Origin of the sequence: Blautia sp. DFI.6.71 (genome assembly GCF_020593585.1) — a bacterium.
GTDB classification, from domain to species: domain Bacteria; phylum Bacillota; class Clostridia; order Lachnospirales; family Lachnospiraceae; genus Blautia_A; species Blautia_A wexlerae.
Map to the genome: position 1 here is coordinate 80050 of NZ_JAJDMJ010000008.1, position 24443 is coordinate 104492.

At 39.6% G+C, this 24443-nt stretch carries 17 protein-coding genes and 1 riboswitch; of the genes, 16 read left to right on the plus strand and 1 reads right to left on the minus strand.

Annotation, left to right across the window (positions count from 1 at the left end):
* Nucleotides 1-212: 212 nt before the first annotated feature.
* The gene (locus tag LJE12_RS05805) at nucleotides 213-671 is read right to left on the minus strand and encodes an Lrp/AsnC family transcriptional regulator (RefSeq protein ID WP_025580635.1); all 459 of its coding nucleotides are present in this window, start codon (nucleotides 669-671) and stop codon (nucleotides 213-215) included.
* 218 nt (nucleotides 672-889) lie between these two features.
* Between LJE12_RS05805 and LJE12_RS05810 the strand changes: the two genes are divergently transcribed.
* The 16 genes from LJE12_RS05810 (at nucleotide 890) to cas1 (ending at nucleotide 24421) form a co-directional block, all read left to right on the plus strand.
* Nucleotides 890-2233: an MATE family efflux transporter gene (locus tag LJE12_RS05810; protein WP_025580637.1), complete on the plus strand. Its 1344-nt coding sequence runs from the start codon at nucleotides 890-892 to the stop codon at nucleotides 2231-2233.
* Nucleotides 2234-2395: 162 nt separating this feature from the next.
* A riboswitch (cyclic di-GMP riboswitch) is annotated at nucleotides 2396-2489 on the plus strand.
* 178 nt (nucleotides 2490-2667) lie between these two features.
* Nucleotides 2668-3483: a substrate-binding periplasmic protein gene (locus LJE12_RS05815; protein ID WP_118565994.1), complete on the plus strand. Its 816-nt coding sequence runs from the start codon at nucleotides 2668-2670 to the stop codon at nucleotides 3481-3483.
* Complete coding sequence (locus tag LJE12_RS05820) at nucleotides 3467-5650, plus strand: ATP-binding response regulator (protein WP_118565995.1); 2184 nt, start codon at nucleotides 3467-3469, stop codon at nucleotides 5648-5650. Before LJE12_RS05815 ends, LJE12_RS05820 begins: the two co-directional genes overlap by 17 nt.
* Nucleotides 5650-7500 carry an ABC transporter substrate-binding protein gene (locus LJE12_RS05825; RefSeq protein ID WP_022380198.1) on the plus strand — a complete coding sequence of 617 codons (1851 nt, stop codon included), beginning with the start codon at nucleotides 5650-5652 and terminating at the stop codon, nucleotides 7498-7500. Before LJE12_RS05820 ends, LJE12_RS05825 begins: the two co-directional genes overlap by 1 nt.
* A gap of 5 nt (nucleotides 7501-7505) precedes the next feature.
* On the plus strand, nucleotides 7506-10454 hold the full coding sequence (locus tag LJE12_RS05830; RefSeq protein WP_020993580.1) for a hybrid sensor histidine kinase/response regulator: 2949 nt from the start codon (nucleotides 7506-7508) through the stop codon (nucleotides 10452-10454).
* Between the two features lie 67 nt (nucleotides 10455-10521).
* Nucleotides 10522-11409: a putative ABC transporter permease gene (locus LJE12_RS05835; protein WP_008706845.1), complete on the plus strand. Its 888-nt coding sequence runs from the start codon at nucleotides 10522-10524 to the stop codon at nucleotides 11407-11409.
* A 25-nt stretch (nucleotides 11410-11434) separates the two neighbouring features.
* Nucleotides 11435-13324, plus strand: a complete 1890-nt coding sequence (gene recQ / locus LJE12_RS05840; RefSeq protein ID WP_008706843.1) for a DNA helicase RecQ — start codon at nucleotides 11435-11437, stop codon at nucleotides 13322-13324.
* Nucleotides 13325-13344: 20 nt separating this feature from the next.
* Complete coding sequence (locus LJE12_RS05845; RefSeq protein ID WP_118614805.1) at nucleotides 13345-14514, plus strand: M20 metallopeptidase family protein; 1170 nt, start codon at nucleotides 13345-13347, stop codon at nucleotides 14512-14514.
* A 426-nt stretch (nucleotides 14515-14940) separates the two neighbouring features.
* Complete coding sequence (locus LJE12_RS05850) at nucleotides 14941-16731, plus strand: flavin reductase (protein WP_008706841.1); 1791 nt, start codon at nucleotides 14941-14943, stop codon at nucleotides 16729-16731.
* Nucleotides 16732-17061: 330 nt separating this feature from the next.
* Nucleotides 17062-17784: a CRISPR-associated endoribonuclease Cas6 gene (cas6, locus tag LJE12_RS05855; RefSeq protein WP_055058092.1), complete on the plus strand. Its 723-nt coding sequence runs from the start codon at nucleotides 17062-17064 to the stop codon at nucleotides 17782-17784.
* 17 nt (nucleotides 17785-17801) lie between these two features.
* The gene (locus tag LJE12_RS05860; RefSeq protein ID WP_227226736.1) at nucleotides 17802-19493 is read left to right on the plus strand and encodes a Cas8a1 family CRISPR/Cas system-associated protein; all 1692 of its coding nucleotides are present in this window, start codon (nucleotides 17802-17804) and stop codon (nucleotides 19491-19493) included.
* Nucleotides 19490-20371, plus strand: a complete 882-nt coding sequence (cas7i, locus tag LJE12_RS05865; protein WP_330380725.1) for a type I-B CRISPR-associated protein Cas7/Cst2/DevR — start codon at nucleotides 19490-19492, stop codon at nucleotides 20369-20371. The genes LJE12_RS05860 and cas7i overlap by 4 nt, the downstream gene beginning before the upstream one ends.
* Nucleotides 20355-21089, plus strand: coding sequence for a CRISPR-associated protein Cas5 (gene cas5 / locus LJE12_RS05870; RefSeq protein ID WP_055058094.1), 735 nt, complete (start codon nucleotides 20355-20357; stop codon nucleotides 21087-21089). Before cas7i ends, cas5 begins: the two co-directional genes overlap by 17 nt.
* A gap of 70 nt (nucleotides 21090-21159) precedes the next feature.
* Nucleotides 21160-23556: a CRISPR-associated helicase Cas3' gene (gene cas3, locus LJE12_RS05875; protein ID WP_118614807.1), complete on the plus strand. Its 2397-nt coding sequence runs from the start codon at nucleotides 21160-21162 to the stop codon at nucleotides 23554-23556.
* Between the two features lie 15 nt (nucleotides 23557-23571).
* On the plus strand, nucleotides 23572-24066 hold the full coding sequence (cas4, locus tag LJE12_RS05880; RefSeq protein WP_055058096.1) for a CRISPR-associated protein Cas4: 495 nt from the start codon (nucleotides 23572-23574) through the stop codon (nucleotides 24064-24066).
* A 28-nt stretch (nucleotides 24067-24094) separates the two neighbouring features.
* Complete coding sequence (gene cas1 / locus LJE12_RS05885) at nucleotides 24095-24421, plus strand: CRISPR-associated endonuclease Cas1 (RefSeq protein WP_331466085.1); 327 nt, start codon at nucleotides 24095-24097, stop codon at nucleotides 24419-24421.
* Nucleotides 24422-24443: the final 22 nt, after the last annotated feature.

Consider the following 24443-nt stretch of genomic DNA (forward strand, 5'->3'; position numbering starts at 1 on the left):
GGAAGGCCACCCACCAGTCCAATTCATTCAGTACGATATTGTATAGGATGCCGCCCTGCGGCGTTCCCTTAGTCGGGTAATCGCAGCTCATAGCTGGCTGGTTACCGGCTCTGCCTCTTTGACAACAGTTATATGTAATTTGACAACATTGATTAGAACTTTTACATTTAGGGGAAAATAGCGGAAATTATTCGGAGAGTTTATTTTTTCTTTTATAGCCGTAATCCTTTAATATCTTTAATGCGTGATAAGATCATATTGCAACTGCAGCTGATAATGCCAGGCAGTGTATCAATGACATTGTGCAGGAAGTATTCCATTTCATCACCTGATGAAGCAACGGCATGTACATGAAGCCTGTCTCTTCCTGTGACACGGTAAATCTGTGAGACTGTATCATTTTTGTACAATATATCTGTCACCTGCGCCAGGTACTCCGGTTTTGTTTCAATTTCAAAATAGCATGATACAGCCCCACTGATTTTTTGCGGATTAATAATTGTTGTATATTCTTCGATTACGCCTCTTTTCTCCAAAGCCTGGATACGGGCTTTTACTGCCACTCTGGAAATACCGGTTTCTTCACCGATATCAGAGTAAGAGATACGTGCGTTTTCTATAAGCAGCCGGATAATCTTCTGATCCAGCTCATCTAAACCGTCCAGGTACATAAGTTCCCTCCTGTAAAATAATATAAAATAATATCCATCTGATAGCAGCTTTTTTCAATATCAAATATCATATCATTTATATTACTAAAAGTAAACAGCAGCTTGACTTATTTGCTGTAACTACATATAATTGTTGCGTAACGAAATCTTAAACTTACATTTTGAAAATACAATCGTGATTTCGGATAAAAAGCAGGAATTGATGGAGGAAAATGAGAATGTCAAAAGATGAATATTTAATCACAGATGCCCCTCTTAAAGCACTGACTGTTTTTGCAATGCCTATGATTCTGGGCAGCTTCTTTCAACAAGTATATAATATGGCTGATTCCATTATCGTAGGTCAGTTTGTGGGATCCTCTGCACTTGCGGCAGTTGGAGCCTGTGCCGCTTTGACCAATGTTTTCATCTGTGTGGCTTTGGGAGCCGGTGTAGGAGCAGGTGTACTTGTGAGCCGCTATTTTGGAGCTCAGAATTATAGCAAAATGAAAACAATTGTGTCAACATCGTTGATCAGTTTTCTGATTCTGAGTATACTTCTGGGGGTTTTTGGCTTTGTTTTTTCTCATTTTATGATGAGTTTATTACAAACACCTGCTGACATACTGGATGAAGCGGTACTGTATCTGCGTGTTTATTTTGTGGGATTTCCCTTTCTGTTTATGTACAATATCCTTTCAACGATGTTCAATTCCATCGGTGAATCGAAGATTCCGCTGGGCCTTTTGATATTTTCTTCTGTTTTGAATATTGTTATGGATCTTTGGATGGTGGCAGGTTTAGGGCTGGGTGTGTTCGGTGCCGCCCTTGCAACTCTCATTGCGCAGGGGATTTCCGCAGTGTTTTCGCTTTTGATTTTCTTTAACCGGATGCGTCGATATAAAAGCCGCTTTAACTGGTTTGACAGGCAGGAGTTACATTCCATGCTTCGTATTGCAGTACCATCGGTTCTTCAGCAATCCACAGTGTCAATTGGTATGATGATCGTACAGGCGGTTGTAAATCCCTTCGGTACACAGGCGCTGGCAGGTTATGCGGCAACCATGAGAGTAGAGAATGTTTTTTCACTGATATTTGTATCCATTGGAAATGCGGTTTCGCCCTATGTTTCCCAGAATCTTGGAGCAAAGAAAATTGAACGTATTAAAAAAGGATATCACGCTGCACTGGTGTTAGATCTGTGTTTCGCAGTCCTTGCTTTCATAGTCATTGAAACACTGCACACCCCAATTTCTTCCTTATTCCTTGGAAAAGATGGAACCGCTCTGGCATATCAGGTGTCCGGGGATTATATGAAATGGCTGGGATATTTCTTTATTTTTATGGGTATTAAGATGGCAACAGATGGAGTTCTTCGTGGACTTGGAATTATGCGGCCGTTTCTCATTGCCAATATGGTAAACCTTGCCATTCGGCTGTCAGTTGCCTTGATTTTTGCACCGCGTTATGGAATTGCATTTGTCTGGCTTGCTGTACCGGCCGGATGGCTTGCGAATTTTCTGATCTCCTATGGGGCACTTAGAAAATCATGGCCGGTTGATGAAGGAGTTTCATTCCGGTAAATTTCTCTTAAGTTTTGATGGGAAGCTGGATTTGTATGTTAAGAGGTATATTTTCGTTACTGTTCACTGGCAATATCCCGCGAAGCGTGTTGCTGTGAACAGTAACATATTTTCTTATAGACATGATATAGTATGAGTGCTATAATAAAAATAATTTTTTATGGCATTTATTGGCAAACCGGTTGAAAAGCCGGGGCGCAAAGCCAGAAGGAGCTAAAGTCAGATTGAAATCTGGCCATGCCAGCCGGTTGCATCATGCCTCAGTAATAAAAAAGGTAAATGTTAAATGGGCATTATGGAAAAAGTTCCTGTAAAATTTTTTACAAGGAACTTTTTTTTGTCTTCAAGCGGATATTCGCAACCTCCGCAGGGGACTTACCTGATTCGGTTAAATTTGAGGGAAAATAGAGAAGAACAGCAGGAATGGAGAAAAGATGAAAGGAAAAAGAGTGATTGCAGGCATTCTGCTTGTGGGAATTTTAGCAACTGCCCTGGCAGGGTGCAAAAATGCAGATGTTACTAAAAAAGAAAGAGAAAAGCCCGTTATCACCCTGGGCAGTGACAGTTATCCGCCATACAATTATCTGAATGAAGATGGAATCCCCACAGGAATTGATGTGGAATTGGCTACAGAAGCTTTCAGAAGGATGGGGTATCAGGTGGATGTTGTCCAGATCAACTGGGAGAAGAAAAAAGAACTGGTAGAAAGCGGAGAGATCGACTGTATTATGGGCTGTTTTTCCATGGAAGGACGCCTTGACGATTACCGCTGGGCAGGACCCTACATAGCAAGCCGCCAGGTAGTTGCTGTAAATGAGAGCAGTGATATCTATAAACTAAGTGATCTGGAGGGAAAGAACCTTGCCGTCCAGTCCACAACCAAACCGGAAAGTATCTTTCTGAACCGGACAGATGAGAGAATTCCCAAACTGGGAAATCTGATCAGTCTTGGGCACAGGGAACTGATCTATACCTTTCTGGGAAAAGGATATGTAGATGCAGTTGCTGCACATGAGGAATCCATTGTCCAGTACATGAAGGATTATGATGCAAGCTTCCGTATCCTGGAAGATCCGCTGATGGTGGTCGGGATAGGTGTTGCTTTTGCAAAAGAGGATGACAGAGGAATCTGTGAGCAGATGGATCAGACGCTGGAAGAAATGCGTCAGGATGGCACATCCCTGAAAATCATTAAAAAATATCTGGATGATCCCCAGAAGTATCTGGAGGTGGATGATCTTGGATATTAGGAGAAGAATAAAAGTAAAGCGATTCTGGATATTCGGCATTCTGCTTGGAATCTGTGTGACTGCAGCTTCCCTGTATTACTTTTTTCGGGCAGAGAAAAAGGAAGCAGAGAACAGGATGGTGGAAACTGTAAACTATGTCAAAGTGCAGTGTTCCACCTACACCCATTATAATGAAGCTTCGGAATCTAAAAGTCTCCTCCGCGCCATTGAAAGTGCCAGACAGATGAGTACGAATATCGATATGGAAACAGAAAACGGCGGCCGGCTAAGCCAGGAGTTTCTGAAAGAAAATCTGCAGACCCTCTGGGTGGATGGTATCCTTGTGCTGGATGCAGAGGGAAAGACAGTCTGCAAATACAGCATGGATGAGGCTCTGACCAATGAGATCACAGATTATCTGCAAAAAGATATTATCATGGATTTTACCGGATATGAAGAAAGATCTTATTCGGAACGGATTGACCGAGAAGACGGATCACGTATCGACATTGCAGCCTGTGCCAGAAAAGATGCACCAGGTATGGTTGCAATTTATTATTATACGTCTTCGGAATTTGTCAGAAATTATACCCTGACAGTACAGAACCTTTTAAATGGCTATAGCACTCAGAAGGATGGAACGATTATTGTTGCAGACAAGGGAACCATTGTTGCCAGCAACGATGAAAGCCTGCTGGGACAGGATACTGCCGGCAACCAGGTTGTCCAGGCAATGAAAGAGCATACAGACAGTCAGCATATTTTTCATTTAAAAAATGAAGGAACCGGAGGTTACGGAATCATGCTGAAGCAGAGGGATTATTATATTTATGCCTATCTTCCGGATACGGAAGTATTCCGTAACCTGCCGTTAAGTGTAACAGCTGTCGTTTTTCTTTATTTACTCATATTCGGTATATTCTGCTTCTGGGGTTACAGAGCGGATCTGGCACACCGGAAACAGGAACAGGAAAAAGATGAAAAATATAAAGCAGAACTTCTGAGAACAGCAAAAAAAGCAGAAGCAGCCAATGAGGCAAAAACTGAGTTTCTGCAGAGAATGAGCCATGATATCCGGACACCGATCAATGGAATCTGCGGCATGATCAATGTGGCAGACCATTATGCAGACAATATGGAGAAACAGACGGAATGCAGGGCAAAGATCAAAAAGACATCCCATCTGCTGCTGGAACTGATAAACGAGGTTCTGGACATGAGCAAGCTGGAGTCAGATGAAGTGGTTCTGGAAGACATCCCATTTAATCTGAACAGTATTTTTGAGGAAATACTGGGTGTGATCGAACATATGGCTGCGGAGCAGAACATCCGGATCATTTGGGAAGAGAAAGAAGTTACACACTGGAATCTTATTGGAAGTCCGGTGCATGTGAAACGGATTCTGATGAATATTTTGTCCAATGCGGTGAAATATAACAAAGAAAACGGATATGTCTATATCAGCTGTCGGGAAATCCCATCGAAACAGACAGCAATGCCCACATTGGAATTTGTCTGCAGAGACACCGGAATTGGAATGACAGAGGCATTCCAGAAACGCATTTTTGAACCATTTGCACAGGAACATGCAGGAAGCCGCACAAAATTCGCCGGAACAGGACTGGGAATGCCAATTACAAAAAAACTGGTGGAGAAAATGGGCGGAACCATTTCCTTTGAAAGTAAAGAAGGCACAGGGACTACATTTGTGATCCGGATTCCATTCCAGATTGATGCAGATATGAAGGACAGGAATGAAACGGAAGAAAAAACAGAAACTTCTATCCAGGGGCTCCATGTTCTTCTGACAGAGGATAATGAGCTGAATATGGAGATTGCAGAATTTGTGCTTCAGAATGAAGGCGCTGTGGTGACAAAAGCATGGAATGGACAGAAGGCTGTTGACATATTCAGAAAAAGCAGACCTGGAGAATTTGATGCTATTCTTATGGATATTATGATGCCTGTCATGAATGGATATGAAGCAGCAAAGATGATCCGCTCTCTGGACAGAGAGGATGCAAAAGTGATACCGATCATTGCCATGACAGCAAACGCGTTCACTGAGGACAAAATGAGAGCAAAGGAAGCAGGAATGGATGAACATATTGCCAAGCCTGTTGATGGGAAATTATTAGTAAAAGTGATCAATGAGTTAGTAAAACGCAATCAGAGGGAGAAGTTATAATGAAAAAGAAAAAATGGAACAAGTTAGTTTCTGTGCTTTTGGCGATGGTGACAGCCGTATCACTTCTGTCTGGCTGCGGCGGGAAAAGTGCGGAAAAAGAAGATGCAGAAACCATCACAGTGTATTTATGGAGCACAAAGCTGTATGAAAAATATGCGCCATACATCCAGGAACAGCTTCCGGATATCAACGTTGAATTTGTAGTAGGCAATAATGATCTGGATTTCTATCGTTTTCTGAATGAAAACGGCGGATTGCCGGATATTATAACCTGCTGCAGGTTTTCCCTCCATGATGCAAGCCCCCTGAAGGACAGTCTGATGGATCTTTCCACAACCAATGCTGCAGGTGCTGTCTATGATACCTACCTTAACAATTTCAAAAATCAGGATGGCAGTGTAAACTGGCTTCCTGTGTGTGCAGATGCCCATGGCTTTGTAGTGAACAAAGATCTTTTTGAAAAGTATGATATTCCTCTTCCAACGGATTATGAAAGCTTCGTTTCTGCCTGCCAGGCATTTGATGAGGTGGGTATCCGTGGGTTTACTGCAGACTATTACTATGATTATACCTGTATGGAAACACTGCAGGGTCTGTCTGCATCAGAGCTGTCTTCTGTGGATGGACGTAAGTGGCGTACCATCTACAGTGACCCGGACAATGCAAAGAGAGAAGGTCTGGACAGTATTGTCTGGCCGGAGGCTTTTGAACGTATGGAGCAGTTTATTCAGGATACAGGGCTGAGCCAGGATGATCTGGATATGAATTATGATGATGTGGTTGAGATGTACAAAAGTGGTAAGCTTGCCATGTATTTCGGCAGTTCTGCCGGTGTAAAAATGTTCCAGGATCAGGGCATTAACACAACATTCCTGCCATTCTTTCAGCAGAACGGCGAAAAGTGGCTGATGACTACACCATATTTCCAGATAGCTTTAAACCGTGACCTGACAAAGGATGAAACACGTCGGCAGAAAGCAATGAAGGTACTGAACACAATGCTTTCAGAGGATGCGCAGAACCGGATCATTTATGATGGGCAGGATCTGTTAAGCTATAGCCAGGATGTGGATTTCCGGCTTACGGAATATCTGAAGGATGTGAAACCTGTGATCGAAGAAAACCATATGTATATCCGTATTGCGTCAAATGACTTTTTTTCCATTTCCAGGGATGTGGTGTCTAAGATGATCTCAGGAGAATATAATGCAGAGCAGGCTTATCAGTCATTTAATTCCCAGCTTCTTGAAGAAAAATCCACTTCTGAGGATATTGTGTTGGATTCAAAGAAAACTTATTCCAATCGTTTCCATACCAGCGGAGGCAATGAAGCCTATTCTGTTATGGCAAACACTTTGCGCGGTATTTATGGGACGGATGTGCTGATTGCAACAGGAAACAGCTTTACAGGAAATGTACTGAAGGCCGGTTATACAGAAAAAATGGCAGGCAACATGATTATGCCAAACGAGCTTTCCGCTTACAGCAGTGAGATGAGCGGGGCAGAACTGAAGGAAACGGTCAGAAACTTCGTAGAAGGCTACCAGGGAGGCTTTATCCCCTTTAACCGTGGCTCTCTGCCTGTGTTCAGTGGTATTTCTGTAGAAATCAGGGAAACGGATAATGGTTATACATTGAGTAAAGTTTCAAAGAATGGAAAACAGATTCAGGACAAGGATACTTTTACTGTGACCTGCCTTGCAGCACCACAATATATGGAAGCTTATCCAGCAGAGGAAAATATTGTATTTGATGGAGGGGATACCTCTGTGGAAGATACCTGGACAACATATGTTTCAGATGGTAATGCCATTCTTGCAGAGCCTGAAGACTACATTACTCTGAGGTGAGAAGAATGGATGTTAAGAATCATAATACAAACAGAAAGAAACGGGTTGTGAGAAAACGATGGAATGCAGCAGTTCTTATTGCCCTATTTGTTGGAATCCTTTTGACTGTTTTCCAATATTTGGGGTTTGTATCGAAGACTGTTTATGAGGAAAGTGTTTCTCACCTGACAGAAATTTTTCATCAGTCTGATAATATGCTAAGTGAGCTGACAAATAAGAATCTGACTTATCTCCATATATGGGGGGAATATCTGCAGAACACTTCCGATGAAAGTGAAATTCGTGAGTATATAGAGAAAGCACAGGAAGATGCAGGCTTTTTAGATTTTTATTTCCTGTCAGCGGACGGGAACTATAAGATGGTAACAGGTGAAACCGGGTATCTGGGATTACAGGAAAATATTGAAGATGAGATCCGGCAGGGAAATGATGTGATAACCAATGCAACAGTTCCCGGAAAATCCCAGCTCCTTGTTTTTGCCACTCCCAGGCCTCATGGAAGTTATCAGGGCTTTGAATATGATGCCATTGCCATTGCCTATGAAAACTCTGATATCGTAAATGTGCTGAATATTTCTGCTTTCAATGGAAATGCCCAGAGTTATGTGGTTCATCCGGATGGCCGTGTTGTTGTGGATCATTCTTCTGAGGCATGGGGAGAGGTGTATAATTTCTTTGGGATTCTGAGAGAACATTCTACTCTGTCTGAAAAAGAGATCCTTAAGCTTTCAGAAGAGTTTAAGGAAGGACATACAGATGCAATGCTGATAAATCTGGATGGAGAGGATTACTATCTGGTCTATGAGAAATCCAAACCTCAGGACTGGATCTTTCTGGGACTTGTCCAGGCTGATATCGTCAATGCAAGTATGAATGTTCTGCAGCGTAGCACTGTGCTGCTTGTAAGTGCAGTAGCGGTGTGTATTGCCGGTCTTTTTATTGGAATTATTCTCCGGAAAAACAGGGTAAACCTGAAGAGAAAGGATACGGAGATCCTGTACAGGGACGAATTGTTTCAAAAGCTGTCAATGAATGTAGATGACGTTTTCCTGATGCTGGATGCAAAAACATATCAGGCAGATTACGTCAGTCCCAATGTGGAAAAACTGCTGGGAATTACAGTAGAACAGATTCGTAAAGATATTTGTGTCCTTGGGAAACTGCATCCCGGGGACGTTGAAGATCCGGAGAAGAAGTATCTGGAAGAAATCCAGGTTCATGAGCAGCAGGAATGGGATCTTGAATATGTTCATCAGAAAACAGGAGAACACCGCTGGTTTCATAACGTTGCAATGGGCAGCGAGGTAAACGGAAAAAAGAAATATATCCTGGTTCTGTCAGATCGTACCTCTGATAGAAAAATGAATCAGGCCCTTTCTGAGGCGGTCCGCGCTGCGGAGACTGCAAACAAGGCAAAGAGCACCTTCCTTTCCAATATGTCTCATGATATCCGTACACCAATGAATGCGATCATTGGTTTTACTACACTGGCTGTAAGCAACATTGATGATAAAGAAAGGGTTCGGGATTATCTGGGTAAGATTCTTTCCTCCAGTAATCATCTGCTCTCACTGATCAATGATATCCTGGATATGAGCCGTATTGAGAGCGGGAAAATCCATCTGGAAGAGACGGAAGTCAGTCTGTCAGAGGTTCTTCATGATCTGAAAACCATTATCAGCGGACAAATCCATGCGAAACAGTTAGAGCTTTACATGGATGTCATGGATGTTACCAATGAGGATGTTTATTGTGACAAGACCAGGCTGAATCAGGTACTGCTGAATCTTTTGTCCAATGCGATCAAGTTTACTCCTGCAGGCGGAACCGTTTCTGTCCGGCTGAGAGAGTATCCGGGTACACAGAGAGGCTGTGAACTGTACGAAATCCGGGTAAAGGATAACGGAATCGGCATGAGTCAGAAATTTGTACAGAAGATCTTTTCTCCTTTTGAGAGAGAGCGGACTTCCACTGTAAGCAGGACTCAGGGTACAGGACTGGGTATGGCTATCACCAAGAACATCGTGGATATGATGGGCGGAACCATTGAGGTTCAGACAGAACAGGGCAAAGGTACTGAATTTATTATCCGTCTGCCATTGCGGATTCAGCCTGAGAACCACCGTATAGAGAAAATCGCAGAGCTGGAAGGTCTGAAAGCATTGGTAGTAGACGATGATTTCAATACCTGTGACAGTGTGACTAAGATGCTTGTGAAGGTTGGAATGCGTTCGGAATGGACACTTTCCGGTAAGGAGGCTGTTCTCCGTGCACGGCAGTCTGTGGAAATGGGGGATGCATTCCATGCTTATATTATTGACTGGCGTCTGCCTGATATGAACGGCATTGAAGTTACCCGTCAGATTCGCAGTCTTGGTGATGATACGCCGATCATTATCCTGACTGCTTACGACTGGTCAGATATTGAAGTGGAAGCCAGGGCAGCAGGGGTGACTGCGTTCTGTGCCAAGCCTATGTTTATGTCAGATATCAGAGAGACTCTGATGGCTGCAATCGGCCAGAAGCAGGCCGGGGCAGAGGATAATATTCTTCCGGCAGCAGATTTAGATTTCAGAGGCAGGCGCATACTGCTTGTGGAAGATAATGAACTGAACAGTGAAATTGCAGTAGCGCTCCTTAGTGAATATGGTTTTCGGGTTGATACAGCGGAAGATGGAGCAGAGGCTGTGGAGAAAGTTAAGAATTCAACACCAGGTGATTATGATCTGGTGCTTATGGATGTGCAGATGCCTGTAATGAACGGATATGAGGCTACTGAGCGGATCCGTTCACTGGATGATCCTTCACTGGCGGGAATTACAATTCTTGCCATGACTGCCAATGCTTTTGACGAAGACAAAAAGAAAGCACTGGCATGTGGTATGAATGGATTTCTATCCAAACCAATTGTTATAGAGGAACTGATCAGTACATTACAAAACAGTCTGGGGTAAGTTTTCTGTTTGAACTGTGATAATGGGATATGAAAAGTGGTTTGATGAAAGCAAGGAGGAGCAACGAATGATTTGTGGAATGACGTATTTTCAGATATGTCTGTATTTTCTTATTTATTCTTTTGGCGGCTGGGTTGTTGAAGTTATTTTTCATGCAGTAGCGTTGGGAAAAGTTATAAACAGAGGTTTCCTGAATGGACCGGTTTGCCCGGTATATGGATTTGGGGTGCTTTCTGTTTTTGCTTTGCTCAATACAATTCAGGGCAGCGGGCGTCAGATGAGTGATGGAATGATTTTTGTGTTTGGAATTGTTCTGGCAACTGCGGTGGAGCTGGTTGCAGGCTGGCTGCTGGATGTGTGTTTCCACGCAAGATGGTGGGATTATTCAGATAAACCCTTTAATTTTCATGGCTACATTTGCCTGGAGTTTTCTCTGATCTGGGGACTGGCTATCGTTATGGTAGTAAAAGTTTTCCAGAAGTATGTAGAGGCACATGCGTTACATACACCTGCAACCTGGGAGTGGATTGTGATAGCAGTTTTGTATGCTGTGTATCTGACAGATTTTATTGTGACGGTAGCAGTGATCCAGGGACTGAATAAAAAGCTTACCAGACTGGATAAGGTTCGCTCAGATTTGAGAATTGTAAGTGATAAACTGAGTGATACACTGGCTACGACTACGATTGGCACAGCACAGAAAGTGGGAGAAGGAAAGGTTCAGGCAACTCTTGCAGCAGCAGAACTGCGTGATGCAACTGCCGCACAGCGAGAAAAATCTATCGAAATGCTTCGTATAAAAAGAGCGGAGCTTCAGGCTCAGTTTGAGGAACTGTCCAGTTCTATTACCAATCATACCGTTGTCGGTCAGGGGCGTATCATCAAGGCATTTCCGAAGATGCAGCACAGAGACTATTCCGAACTGATTCAGGAGCTGAAAAAGAAATTAAAATAGATTAAAATGCAGAGGGAGGCTTCAGGTGAACAGACAGGCAGTACAAACCTTAAAGACTTATTTTGGATATGATACATTCAGAGAAGGGCAGGAGAGTGTTGTGGAGTCCATTCTGGAACACCGGGATGTGCTTGCAATCATGCCGACAGGAGCTGGAAAATCCATCTGTTATCAGGTACCGGCACTGATGCTGTCAGGAATTACGATTGTAATTTCTCCTCTGATCTCACTGATGCAGGATCAGGTAAAGGCTTTGAATGAAGCGGGAATACATGCCGCATTTATCAATTCTTCACTGTCGGAAAGTCAGATTAGCAAGGCGTTGTACCTGGCAGCAGGAGGAAGATACAAAATTATTTATGTTGCACCGGAACGTCTGGAAAATTATGAGTTTCTGGAATTTGCCAGACAGGTGGAGATTTCCATGGTGACAGTGGATGAGGCACATTGTATTTCACAGTGGGGACAGGATTTCAGACCAAGCTATGTCAAAATCGTAGACTTTGTAAAAAATCTTCCCGGTCGTCCGATCGTCAGTGCTTTTACCGCAACTGCAACAGAGGAAGTAAAGAACGACATTCTCTGTACTTTAAAGCTGGAAGATCCGAAAGTAGTGATCACCGGGTTTGACAGAAAGAATTTATATTACAGCGTGGAAAATATCCGGCGAAAAGACGATTTTGTGATGGATTACATAGACAGACATCCAACAGAGAGCGGGATTATTTACTGCTCTACAAGAAAAAATGTGGACAATCTTTTTGAACTGCTTTTCCAAAAAGGAGTTGCTGTTACCAGATATCATGCAGGACTGAATAATGAAACCAGAAAAAAGAATCAGGATGATTTCATTTACGACAGAACCCCCGTTATTATTGCAACAAATGCATTTGGAATGGGGATTGATAAATCCAATGTGAGATATGTGATCCATTACAATATGCCGCAGAGTATGGAGAATTATTATCAGGAGGCAGGACGTGCAGGGCGTGACGGAGAGAATTCCCAGTGTGTTCTATTGTTTTCTGCACAGGATGTTATAATCGACCGAATGCTTCTGGATAACAAAGATTTTTCCGATGTGGATGAAGAGGATGAATTTCTCATTCGTCAGCGGGATATACGAAGGCTTCAGATCATGGAAGGATATTGTAAAACAACAGGATGTCTGCGAAATTATATTCTGGAGTATTTCGGTGAAAAGACCTTCGGTCCCTGTGATAATTGTGGAAATTGCCACAGAGAATACCATGAGACAGATATGACCAGAGAGGCGAAGTGGGTAGTGAACTGTGTAGCTGAGACGAGAGGAAGGTATGGACTGACAATTGTGCTTGGTACTTTGCTGGGGGCTAAGAGAGCCCGGTTGAGGGAGCTTGGAGCAGATAAGTATAAATCTTATGGAGCATTGAATGATCACAGTGAGGCAGAACTCAGGGCACTGATCAGCCAGATGACTGAGATGGGATATCTCTATCAGACACAGGAACGTTACAGTGTGCTGAAACTGGGCGATATTTCTCCGCTAAGAGATGAAAATACTCACGTGATCATGCGTACTTACGAGGAAAAAGAACCGGATAAAAAGAAAAAGCCCCAGAAATCTGTCAGAAAACGCAGTACAGATGCGCTTACGGCAGCAGGTTACGATTTATTTGAAGCTCTGCGGAAACTTCGTCTGGAAATTGCAAAAGAGGAAGCCATGCCTCCATATATCGTGTTCAGTGATAAGACGCTGATAGATATGTGCATCAAATGTCCATCAAATGAAGAAGAAATGCTGGAGGTTTCCGGTGTGGGCGAGAATAAGCTAAAGAAATACGGTCAGAGATTTCTGGAAGAGATACAGAAGTTCTGCCTGGAACGTCCGAATGCGGTTTTGAGTATGTCGGAAGATGAAAATGGTAATCCCTGAGAACAAAGGTTGGAAAACAGATGAATATAGAAAAATATACGGAAGAATTAATCACATTGAGACATTACTTTCATCAACATCCGGAGCTGGCACTTCAGGAAGTGGAGACGTCTGCATATATCCGGAAATATCTGGAGAAACTGGGATATGAGATTGTGCCGATAGAACCTACAGGATTGATCGCGGAACTTCCATCTCTGAGAAACAGGGAGAAACTGGTTGTACTCAGGGCGGAGATGGATGCATTGCCCATACAGGAGCAGACAAATCTACCATATGCATCAGTAAATCAGGGATGTATGCATGCCTGCGGTCACGATATGATCCTGGCAGCAGCACTGATCCTTGCAAAAATTGTGGCAGAAGAGCAAAGAATGCAGGAAAGTTTTCCGGTCAGGCTCCGGTTCCTTTTTGAACCTGCAGAGGAGATTGGTGAAGGTGCAAAAAGAATGCTTCAGGCCGGAGCATTAGAGAATCCGAAAGCAGATGCATTTCTGATGTTTCATTACGCAGCGGACATGACATTTGGAATGGCAGTGCATCAGGGACAGGCATCTTCCATGATCAACAGTATGCAGATTCATGTTCATGGAAAATCCAGTCACTGGTGTGAAGCGGATAAGGGGATTGATGCAATTTATGCAGCTGCTCAAGTGATAAGTGCCATTCATGATCTGAATGAAAGTTTTGGAAAACAGCATCCGGATGCAGGAAAATATATTGTGGGTACGGGTACGATCCATGGCGGTGAATATACGAATATTATTGCAGACCATGTGGTATTAAACGGAAATATACGCGCAGTTCATGAAGAAACTTACATGGCACTTGAGCACGAGCTGGAGAGAAATCTGCAGGAAATTGAAAAGCAGACTGGCACACAGATCCGTATGGAATTTCCAAAAGATCCGGTATATGCGTTTGCCAATGATGAGGAACTTACAGAGACAGCAAAGGCAGTGGGTGAAGAAGTATTCGGGGATAAGTTTGTCCTGGAAGGAGAAGATGAGCTGTTTCTTTCCGGTGACAACGCATACAGATATTTTAGAGAAACCAGAGGACTTTTCACAGTATTTCTTGCGGGAATACCAGGAGAAAATCATCCTCTGCATCATCCGAAATTTCAATTGGATGAGAGGATACTGCCGTACAGCGTGGAAGCATTGTATAAGATTATAACTACATTATGAGTATTGCAATTTTGGAAAATAATGAATGGTGATGTGGTTCAGCAGAGCGTGAAATTCTACTGAACTGGATCAATGTATTATTTACGCAGATTGCTATGGAAGGAACGTCAGCAGGATGGATAATTTGTATCTGTTCTGCTGTTTTTTGAGTATACTCGTAATAATTTCAGAGAATACTGTAAATTGACCAAATTAAGTAAGCCCTGCTTCAATTGAGGATATCCACCTGACTCTATAAAAAATCTCATAAATAAATGAAAAAAATTACCAAAAGGACTTGAAAATTGGATTAAAATAGTATAATATAAAAACATAAACAAATTAAGAATGCATAGCAACTATAACTTATTAACGTTGAGTGACAGCAGATTGCTGAATAGTAACGGACAGACGATATACTATAAAGAAAGAATTGAGGGCAGAAATATGAAGATTACAGATACCATTAAATATGTCGGAGTGAATGACCATCAGGTAGATTTGTTTGAGGGACAGTATGCAGTGCCAAACGGAATGGCATATAATTCCTATGTGATTCTGGATGACAAGGTTGCAGTTATGGATACTGTAGATGCCAATTTCAAACATGAATGGCTGGATAATCTTGAACAGGCACTTGGCGGACGTAAGCCGGACTATCTGATCGTTCAGCATATGGAGCCTGACCATGCAGCAAATGTAGCGAACTTTCTGGAAGTATATCCCGGCACTACAGTAGTAGCCAATGCGAAGACATTTGTAATGATCAAGAATTTCTTCGGACTGGATCTGGAAGGGCAGAAACTGGAAGTAGAGAATGGTTCTACATTGAGCCTGGGAAACCACAATCTTACTTTTGTATTTGCACCAATGGTACACTGGCCGGAGGTTATGGTGACTTATGACAGTACAGATAAAGTTCTTTTTTCAGCAGATGGATTTGGTAAGTTCGGTGCTCTGGATGTGGAAGAAAACTGGGATGATGAAGCAAGAAGATACTTTATCGGTATTGTTGGTAAATATGGCGCACAGGTACAGAGACTTCTGAAAGTAGCAGCTACTCTGGATATTCAGATCATCTGTCCGTTACATGGTCCGGTACTTACAGAAAATCTGGGACATTATATCAGCCTCTATGATACCTGGTCCTCTTACACACCGGAGGAAGAAGGAATCGTAGTTGTATATACTTCTGTATACGGACATACCAAAGAAGCAGTCAATCAGTTTGTGGAGAAATTAAAGAGCAAGGGATGTCCGAAAGTAGTTGTTTATGATCTGGCAAGAGATGATATGTCTCAGGCACTCAGTGATGCATTCCGTTACAGTAAGCTGGTACTGGCAACAACTACCTATAATGCAGGAATCTATCCGTTTATGAATGACTTTATTACCCGTCTGGCAGAGCATAATTTCCAGAACCGCACAGTGGGCCTTATTGAAAACGGTTCCTGGGCACCTCTGGCAGCAAAAGTAATGAAAAATATGCTTTCTGAATGCAAGAAGATCAACTGGCTGGACACCACAGTGAAGATTATGTCCGCAGTAAATCAGGAAAACAGAGATCAGATGGAAGCGATGGCTTCCGAGCTTTGTAAGGAATATATTGCAAAGAATGATGAACTGGCAAATAAAAATGATATGACAGCATTATTCCGCATTGGTTATGGTCTCTATGTAGTGACATCAAATGACGGTAAAAAGGATAACGGACTGATCGTCAATACAGTTACCCAGCTGACAGACTCTCCGTTCCGCGTTGCAGTTAATATCAATAAGACAAATTATTCTCACCATGTTATCAAGCAGACAGGGGTGATGAATGTAAACTGTCTCTCTGTAGAAGCTCCGTTCTCTGTATTTGAACAGTTTGGTTTCCAGAGTGGAAGAAGCGTGGATAAATTTGCGGGACAGAAGGTGAATCGTTCTGATAACGGACTGATATTCCTGGACAAATATATCAATGCATTTATGTCCCTGAAAGTAGAGCAGTATGTAGATCTGGGAACTCACGGAATGTTCATCTGCAGTGTGACAGAAGCTCGCGTGGTAAGTGACCAGGAGACAATGAGCTACACCTATTATCAGAAAAATGTAAAACCGAAACCTGAAACAGAAGGTAAGAAAGGATTTGTATGTAAAGTCTGCGGATATATCTACGAAGGCGATGAACTTCCGGAAGATTATATCTGCCCACTGTGTAAACATGGAGCTGTAGACTTCGAGCCGATTGGATGAAAGATTTCTCTTGTTAAACTGCTAAAGAGTGACATTCTGTCATGTGAATATTTGTCGAGATTTCAGAGTGATCTGATTGATAAAATAAAAAATAGAGATTGTCAGTGGTTAAATCGCTGACAATCTCTATTTTTGCTCCAATATGGTACTATTATTAAATACTGTTTCAGTACTATTTCAAATTTACATTCCAAAATGGTGTATTGATATTATAATGTAAAAATTTGATAAAGTCAAAATATAAAAAATAAATCCATTGAAATAGTATTGAAAATATAAAAGTATAGTGATACAATAAAAAAAGAAAGGACGAAGAGAGGAGGAACTGAGATGACAGAACTTAAACTGGAATTTGAATTGGAAAATGCGGAATTGCCAATAGATTATGATAAAGTGATATTAAGCTTTATGAAAGCAGCAATTGAAAATTTTTCGCCGGATTTATTTGACAGGTTATACAACAAGCGGGAGTCTGTGATAAAGACTTATTGCTGGACATGCTATTTGCCTCATGCCCAATTTACTTCAGACACAATTAAACTTGGAGCAAATAAATTTATGTTAACTTTTTCTGATATTGATATGGGAGAATTACTGATATTTTTTAATGCATTTAGTCTTATGAAGCATAAAATATTCCATATGAACAGAAATTCCATGAAACTGTTGTCGGTGAAAACAAGGAAACTTCAGACAATTAAAGAAACGGAATTGATTGTAAAAATGCAGAGTTCATTAATAGCGAGAAAACATAATAGTGATGATAATACTGATGTTTATTATACCTTTGATGAGCCGGAATTTTCGGATATTGTAAAGGAGAATCTGAAAATCTTTTTACAGAGGATAAACATAGAGTGCGATACAAGTGATTTTTCTATTGTACCTTTAAAAGGAAAAAAGGTAGTTACAAGAATTATGGGGCAATTTGTAGATGGAAATATTGGTATCTATAAAATAACAGGAAATCTCAGACTGTTGGAAATATTGTATGCAGCTGGAATTGGAACCAGACGTTCTGCTGGACACGGAAAATTTGAAATCATATTTTAGTAGGAGGCGGTGATTTCTTGGATAAATATGTAATTACATTGGGGGATTTCCTGAAGAATGCAGGAATCGTAGGTTTCAGATATATGTTAGAAGCAGCAGATGCAAAAGAAGATTCAGACTTTGGCATTACGCAAGACGGACAAGGATTATGGATTGATATGGATTTCGCATTGAATGCTGACTGGACAGACATGTACTTTAAAGCCTGTGTACAGTATTTTGGACCATTTACAGTTTATCAGGGAGTCCTTGACAGAATTAGTAAGTGTATAGATAAAATTCAGATTGGAAAATGGAATCCAGGAAAGGAAGAAAAGGAAGATCTGAAATTTATTAATGACAAACTGCTTTCTAATAGTTATCAGGCTGGATTTGAAAATATAAAACATGATATAGAAATGCAGGAAGTATACCAAATTCTAAAAAAGGATAAACTCAATGACAAGTTAGACGTGACAGATTTGGAAAAACGATTAATTGATTTGGAAAAATTTCTTCAGCAACCAAAGTGCAGGGAAACATTTATTATGAAAAGTGTGATATATACATATATTAATCGTTTTTGGAGCGGAAAGTGTTTTTTACTGCGGGCAAATGCAAAAAAAGATATGCGGGAATTATTTGAAAAAGATTTTTCCGAGCCGTTTAGGAAATATCTGAAGACAGATCATGTAAAAGCAAAAGATTTATGCATTGACTGTGGAGCAACGATAGGACCTAAAGAGAAGAATTCAATTGCATTTATGAATGAAGTGGGGGATGATTTTACAAGAAAACGTTCTGCTTTCTGGGATTGCAAAGTAGATGCATTTCTTTGTCCGGGATGTACGTTTGTTTATGCTCTGAGTCCGTTGGGATTTCGGCTGTTTGTAAATAAATTTGTCTTTATGAATATTAATAATGATATTCATGCATTATTGGATGTTAATTCGAAAAACGGAACTGACAGTATAGAGGGAGAAAAAAAGGAGGATGAAAAATATTCGCAGTGGTTTGCCCGAACAATTAATATATTGCTGAAAGAAAAAACGAAAGAGATTTCTAATATTCAGGTGATTTTGCGTGGAATAAGGGCAGAAGACAGGTATCTGCTTGGTATTGTTCATAAAAGTATGCTGGACATTATAAGTATGCCTGGTACTTCAAATGCATTGCAATTGTTGGGGAAATATCCTTATATAAAAATTAAGAATGAATTTGTCAATATACATGAAATAGTGGTTATTAATCTGCTGCAATATCGTAATCAATATCAATTGCTGGATAAGGTATTGAAAGCGGCTGTTGAAACAGGCTCATTAAATTTTTATGTTAACTGTATATATGAAATTCAGCTGCGGTCAGAAATTGTATATTATACAGAAGAAGAGAAGAGAAAGGAGATTGCTATGTACACAAGTATGAAAAAAAGTGGAGCAGATTTAAGAAGAGCAATCATGTCTGCTAAGGGTGAGTCTTCCGGCGAATGCCTGCGGGGAATGGAATATCAGTTGTTGAATGCTCTGTCTGTAAGAAATGTAGAGAAATTTATGGATATTGTATTGCGACTGTATAGTGCGTACGGATCACGTAAAAACGAAAATGGTCAGGAGTTGTTAATTCCAACAGGTCTTGTACAAATGCTGGGAAATTCGGAAAAATTTACAAGATATGGATATGCATTTGTAATGGGATTGGAAGGATGCTATGAGAAAAAGGAGGAAAAATGATTATGAAAAGAGAAGGCTTAACTATTACGATGATTTTTCTGGCAGAAAGTGCAAATTATGGGGAAGGGATTGGAAACATTTCTTCTCTCAAAAAAATGACGAGGGGAAATCATGAGCAGTATTCTTATATTTCCAGACAGGCTATGAGATATAATATTGTGCAGCAGTCTAATTGGGATACAACTCCGGTGGATGGAAAAAGCGGAGTTGTACAGTTTGCACCATCTGCAACTATTAAAGATTACCCCGAAATTGATTTGTTTGGATACATGAAAACAACAGCGAAAGGTGATGAGCAAAAGGGAGGTGCTGCTACGAGATCTGCAGTTGCCAGACTTAGCAATGCTATTGCTTTGGAACCATTTCAGGGAAATCTGGAATTTCTTACTAATATGGGACTGGCTGTAAGAGGAAATCTGGAAAATGGAATTGCGCAAAGTGAGGTTCATCGTTCTTATTACGCATATACTATGTCAATTGATTTGGACAGAGTAGGTATAGATGGAGAGATTGATATTGATAAAGAAGAAAAGGCAGAACGTGTGAAGATCCTGTTGGATACTATGCAATATCTATATAGAGATATCAAAGGAAGACGTGAAAATTTGAGTCCGTTATTTGTTATTGGAGGAAGATATAGCAGAAAAAATCCGTTTTTTGAAAACAGGGTAAAGGTTGATGATAATAAAATAAATGTAGAAACGTTACAGGAATTGATTAAAGATAATGAACTTGCCGGATATACTTTTACCGGAATTACGTCAGGTATTTTTGATAACGAAAAGATTGTCAGAGAAGAGTTAAAAGCAGAATCTGTTGGAACAGTATTTAAGCATTTGAAAGAGGAAGTGAATCTATATTATGGAGAAAGCAATTAGATTACAGTGTTTTCAAAATCTGGTCAATTATAGAAAACCCAGCAGTTTTATTATTAAAGAAACATTTCCATTACCTCCTTATTCCACTGTACTGGGAATGATTCATGCTGCATGTGGTTATACGGAATTTCATCCAATGAAGCTTTGCATTCAAGGAACAAATTGTGGTACAGTGTCAGAATTATATACGCGATATTCTTTTTCATCGGGAGCTAAATTTGAGGAAGGAAGGCATCAGATTTGCATTGAAGATGATGAAAAATATGGTATTTTTCGTGGAATTGCAAATGTAGAACTTATATGCGAAAATCGTATGGTTATTCATATTGTTCCAGATGAAGAAGACTTTGATACGGTATATCAATCATTAAAAAATCCTCCACAATATTTGGCACTGGGACGATATGAAGATCTTCTGGACATAGAACGAGTTGATATTGTAAGAATTCATCCGGAAAATGAAGTGGATTTGAAAAGAGATATGTATATTCCGGTAGAAAATGAATGGGAAAAGGATGAAGAAAAGATAAAAATCAAAAATCCAAGAATGACTATTTATAATCTTACAAAAGAATATGAAATTACAAAGCAGGGATTACGGCGATGGAAAAAGAAAAATGGAAGAATCAAAGCATATTATTGTCCGCAGGGAATGACGTTAAGAAAAGGTGCGTATGTAGATAATATTGAAGAGGATGCTGCTATAGTTTTCTGTTAATAACCTGTTGTATAAATATATAGAGCAAGGCAGCTATGGAGGCTGTCTTGCTTCAGAAAGGATTATATGTATGGAGTACTATGCAAAGTCAAAAAAAGTACAATTCACTTCGGAGCGGATCAATGAAATAAAGAAAAATATGAAGAATATTGAGGAATGTTTGAAAGAGAATCTTACCGAAACAGATGTTGAGATATTGAATAGTAGTATTACCGATATAGCCGAAAAAACTGAAGAAAAGCAGAAAACATTGAAAGAACATCATAAGGACATAGTAACATGTGCTGAGATGTTTTTTTTAGAATATGGGGAATATTTTACTGAAAAAGAAAAAAAACTGGTGGTTGAGGCATGCAGGATTCATGATCTGGGAAAGGTTAATCTTGTTTTTCAGGCAATGATATGTCCGAAATTAGCTGAAAAATTTCATATAGATGTAAGAAAAACTTCGCAGATTCCACATGGCTTTTTAAGTGCTGTTACTATTTCTTTAGATGAATTTGATGATTTGTCGGAATTGTTTTCGGATAAAGATTTTGGACCATTTATTACAGCGGTTTATTATCATCATGACAGGGAGGATCATTATAACAGTCCGGCAATTAGAAAATATGCTGAAAAGTATTATATGAAACAGATTGAAGAATATCTGAATAGAAAAATCAGAAAATTAAATTGCAGTAATTTAGATGATTTACTGTTTCGTAACAATGTATATACTGGAAAATATATACCAGATTCAAATGCCTGGAAAGAATATTTATTGATAAAAGGCTTGCTTAATAAATTTGATTATACAGTCAGTGCAGGATATGAAAATGCAGAAAGCGCCATTGATCTTCATGAAAAAAAATTGGTAAAGAATATAGAAAAATTTCTAAACGGAAAAGAATTAAGGCCGGCGCAAAAATTTATGAAGATGAATAGAGATAAAAATCTGATTGTTATAGCACCTACAGGATCTGGAAAAACAGAAGCATCGCTATTATGGATGAATGGTGAAAAAAGTTTTTATACATTACCGTTGAAGGTATCTTCTAATGCGATATATTTACGTATAAAGGAAAATTATGAATATAAAGACGTTGCATTGTTACATTCTGATGCTATGGCGGTGTATTTAAGAGAGTATAATGGTAATGAAGATATTGGAGAGAAATATGAAAGGTCAAAAATGTTGTCACAACCATTGACTGTCTGTACAGTTGACCAACTGTTTAGATTTGTATACAGAGCATTAGGAACAGAGATATTTGCAGCTACATTGAAATATTCAAAGTTGGTTCTGGATGAGATTCAGGCATATGAACCACGTGTAATTGCAACTATTATATATGGATTAAAAATGATACAGGAAATGGGTGGCAAATTTGCAATTATTACAGCAACTTTTCCACCTGTACTTAAATATTTTATGGAACAATATGGTTTGGTTGAGGGAAAACAATACATATTCAAAGATTTCACCGGAAAAGAATATCAGGTGGAGAAATATCCAAGACATAAAGTTGAAATCAGACATTCGGAAATGAATTTAGATGAAATCAGGCTGCGAGGAAAAAATAGAAAAGTGTTAGTTATCTGTAATACTGTTTCTAAAGCTCAGAAGCTTTATAAGAAATTAGAGGGAGAAAATGTATGGCTTTTACATTCAAAATATATTAGAAGAGACAGAGCATTTCTGGAAAGGAAAATTATGGGATTTTCGGAGTCAGGTGAATCTGGAATATGGATTACAACTCAAATAGTTGAGGCTAGTTTAGATATAGATTTTGATATTTTGTATACAGAAATGTGTACGGCAGATAGTCTTTTACAGAGAATGGGAAGATGTAATCGTAAAGGTCGTTATTGTCCGAATGAGGCGAACATTGTTGTATTTGATAATAGAAATGGAGTCAGTGAAGGAAAAAGACGGAGTGTTTATGAAGACAAATTATATGACAGGTCTTTGGAATTACTGAGCAAATACGAACACATATTATTTTCTGAAGATAAAAAAACTGCATACATGAATGAGGTTTATAGTGTAGATGGTGTGAAAGAAACCATATACTTTGAAAACATTCAAAAAGATTTAAAATTATTCTCTGAAATTCATCCAACGGAGTATTCTGCTGATGAGGCTGAAGTTCGGGATATCAGAAGTGTAACTATTGTTCCGGAAAATGTTTATGTTGAAAACCAGAATTTATTCGAATACGGAGTAGAGTTTTTGAAGAAACCTAATATGAGCAGGGAAGCCAGAAGCCTGATAAAATCAAAATTGGAAAATCTTACATTAAGTTTAAATCTCTATCAAAAATTTCCGGCAGAAGTGGACAGAACTACAATTGGGGTAAGCGAAAACAGAAAAATTACAGATATTCACAGAGCACAGTATAATTATGAATTTGACATTGAAAGCGGGAAAGGACGTGGAATATTGTTTGATGAACAATTAGAATTGGATGGAATATTTGTGTAAATATGGAGCGTGGATATGGAAAATCGGATAACAGGAGTGATGATTTACTATTATTTTGTATGCAGACGAAAACTCTGGTATTTTTGTCATGAAATCCGAATGGAAGCAGAAAATGAGGATGTCATATTAGGAAAAATACTTGATGAAAGCAGTTACAGTAAAAATGAGAAGCATATAAATATTGATAACATTATTAACATTGATTTTATAAGTGAACATAAAGAATTGCATGAAGTGAAGAAAAGCAAAGCAGTAGAGGACGCTGGAATATGGCAGGTTAAGTACTATCTATATTATTTATGGAAACGTGGAGTCAAAGGGATTAAAGGAAAGGTTGACTATCCGCTGTTAAAAAAGTCGGTGATAGTTGAGCTATCAGAAAATGATATAAAAACGCTGGAGAAGATTATTGGTGAAATTACAGAGATAGAGTGCATGGATACGCCACCGATGATTGTAAACTCTAAATTATGTAAAAAATGTGCTTATTATGATTTGTGTTTTATATAAACATTCAATTTATAATTAGGAGAAGGTTATGAAGCAAAGCTTTTATGTTTATAATAATGGGGATTTGAAACGTAAAGATAATACATTGCAATTTACAACCTATGAAGGTGAAAAGCGAGATATTCCAATAGAGCGAATATCAGATATTTATGTGATGTCAGAAATGTCTTTTAATACAGCATTTATCAATTACATTTCTCAGTATGGGATACCAGTTCATTTCTTTAATTACTATAATTTTTATACTGGAAGTTATTATCCGAGAGAAAGCCTGTTGGCAGGACAGCTATTGGTAAAACAGGTGGAAAACTATACGGACTATGAGACCAGCTATGAAAAGTCAAGTATAAATTAGCCAGAAATTCAATTTTTTTGTT

Bases quoted from the DNA above. Each gene is read 5' to 3' on its own strand.
- LJE12_RS05805 (WP_025580635.1), bottom strand. From the start codon at position 671: ATGTACCTGGACGGTTTAGATGAGCTGGATCAGAAGATTATCCGGCTG.
- cas4 (WP_055058096.1), top strand. From the start codon at position 23,572: ATGGAAAATCGGATAACAGGAGTGATGATTTACTATTATTTTGTATGC.
- cas3 (WP_118614807.1), top strand. From the start codon at position 21,160: ATGGAGTACTATGCAAAGTCAAAAAAAGTACAATTCACTTCGGAGCGG.
- cas1 (WP_331466085.1), top strand. From the start codon at position 24,095: ATGAAGCAAAGCTTTTATGTTTATAATAATGGGGATTTGAAACGTAAA.
- cas6 (WP_055058092.1), top strand. From the start codon at position 17,062: ATGACAGAACTTAAACTGGAATTTGAATTGGAAAATGCGGAATTGCCA.
- LJE12_RS05830 (WP_020993580.1), top strand. From the start codon at position 7,506: ATGGATGTTAAGAATCATAATACAAACAGAAAGAAACGGGTTGTGAGA.
- LJE12_RS05845 (WP_118614805.1), top strand. From the start codon at position 13,345: ATGAATATAGAAAAATATACGGAAGAATTAATCACATTGAGACATTAC.
- cas7i (WP_330380725.1), top strand. From the start codon at position 19,490: ATGATTATGAAAAGAGAAGGCTTAACTATTACGATGATTTTTCTGGCA.
- LJE12_RS05825 (WP_022380198.1), top strand. From the start codon at position 5,650: ATGAAAAAGAAAAAATGGAACAAGTTAGTTTCTGTGCTTTTGGCGATG.
- LJE12_RS05850 (WP_008706841.1), top strand. From the start codon at position 14,941: ATGAAGATTACAGATACCATTAAATATGTCGGAGTGAATGACCATCAG.
- LJE12_RS05820 (WP_118565995.1), top strand. From the start codon at position 3,467: ATGATCTTGGATATTAGGAGAAGAATAAAAGTAAAGCGATTCTGGATA.
- LJE12_RS05835 (WP_008706845.1), top strand. From the start codon at position 10,522: ATGATTTGTGGAATGACGTATTTTCAGATATGTCTGTATTTTCTTATT.
- LJE12_RS05815 (WP_118565994.1), top strand. From the start codon at position 2,668: ATGAAAGGAAAAAGAGTGATTGCAGGCATTCTGCTTGTGGGAATTTTA.
- LJE12_RS05810 (WP_025580637.1), top strand. From the start codon at position 890: ATGTCAAAAGATGAATATTTAATCACAGATGCCCCTCTTAAAGCACTG.
- cas5 (WP_055058094.1), top strand. From the start codon at position 20,355: ATGGAGAAAGCAATTAGATTACAGTGTTTTCAAAATCTGGTCAATTAT.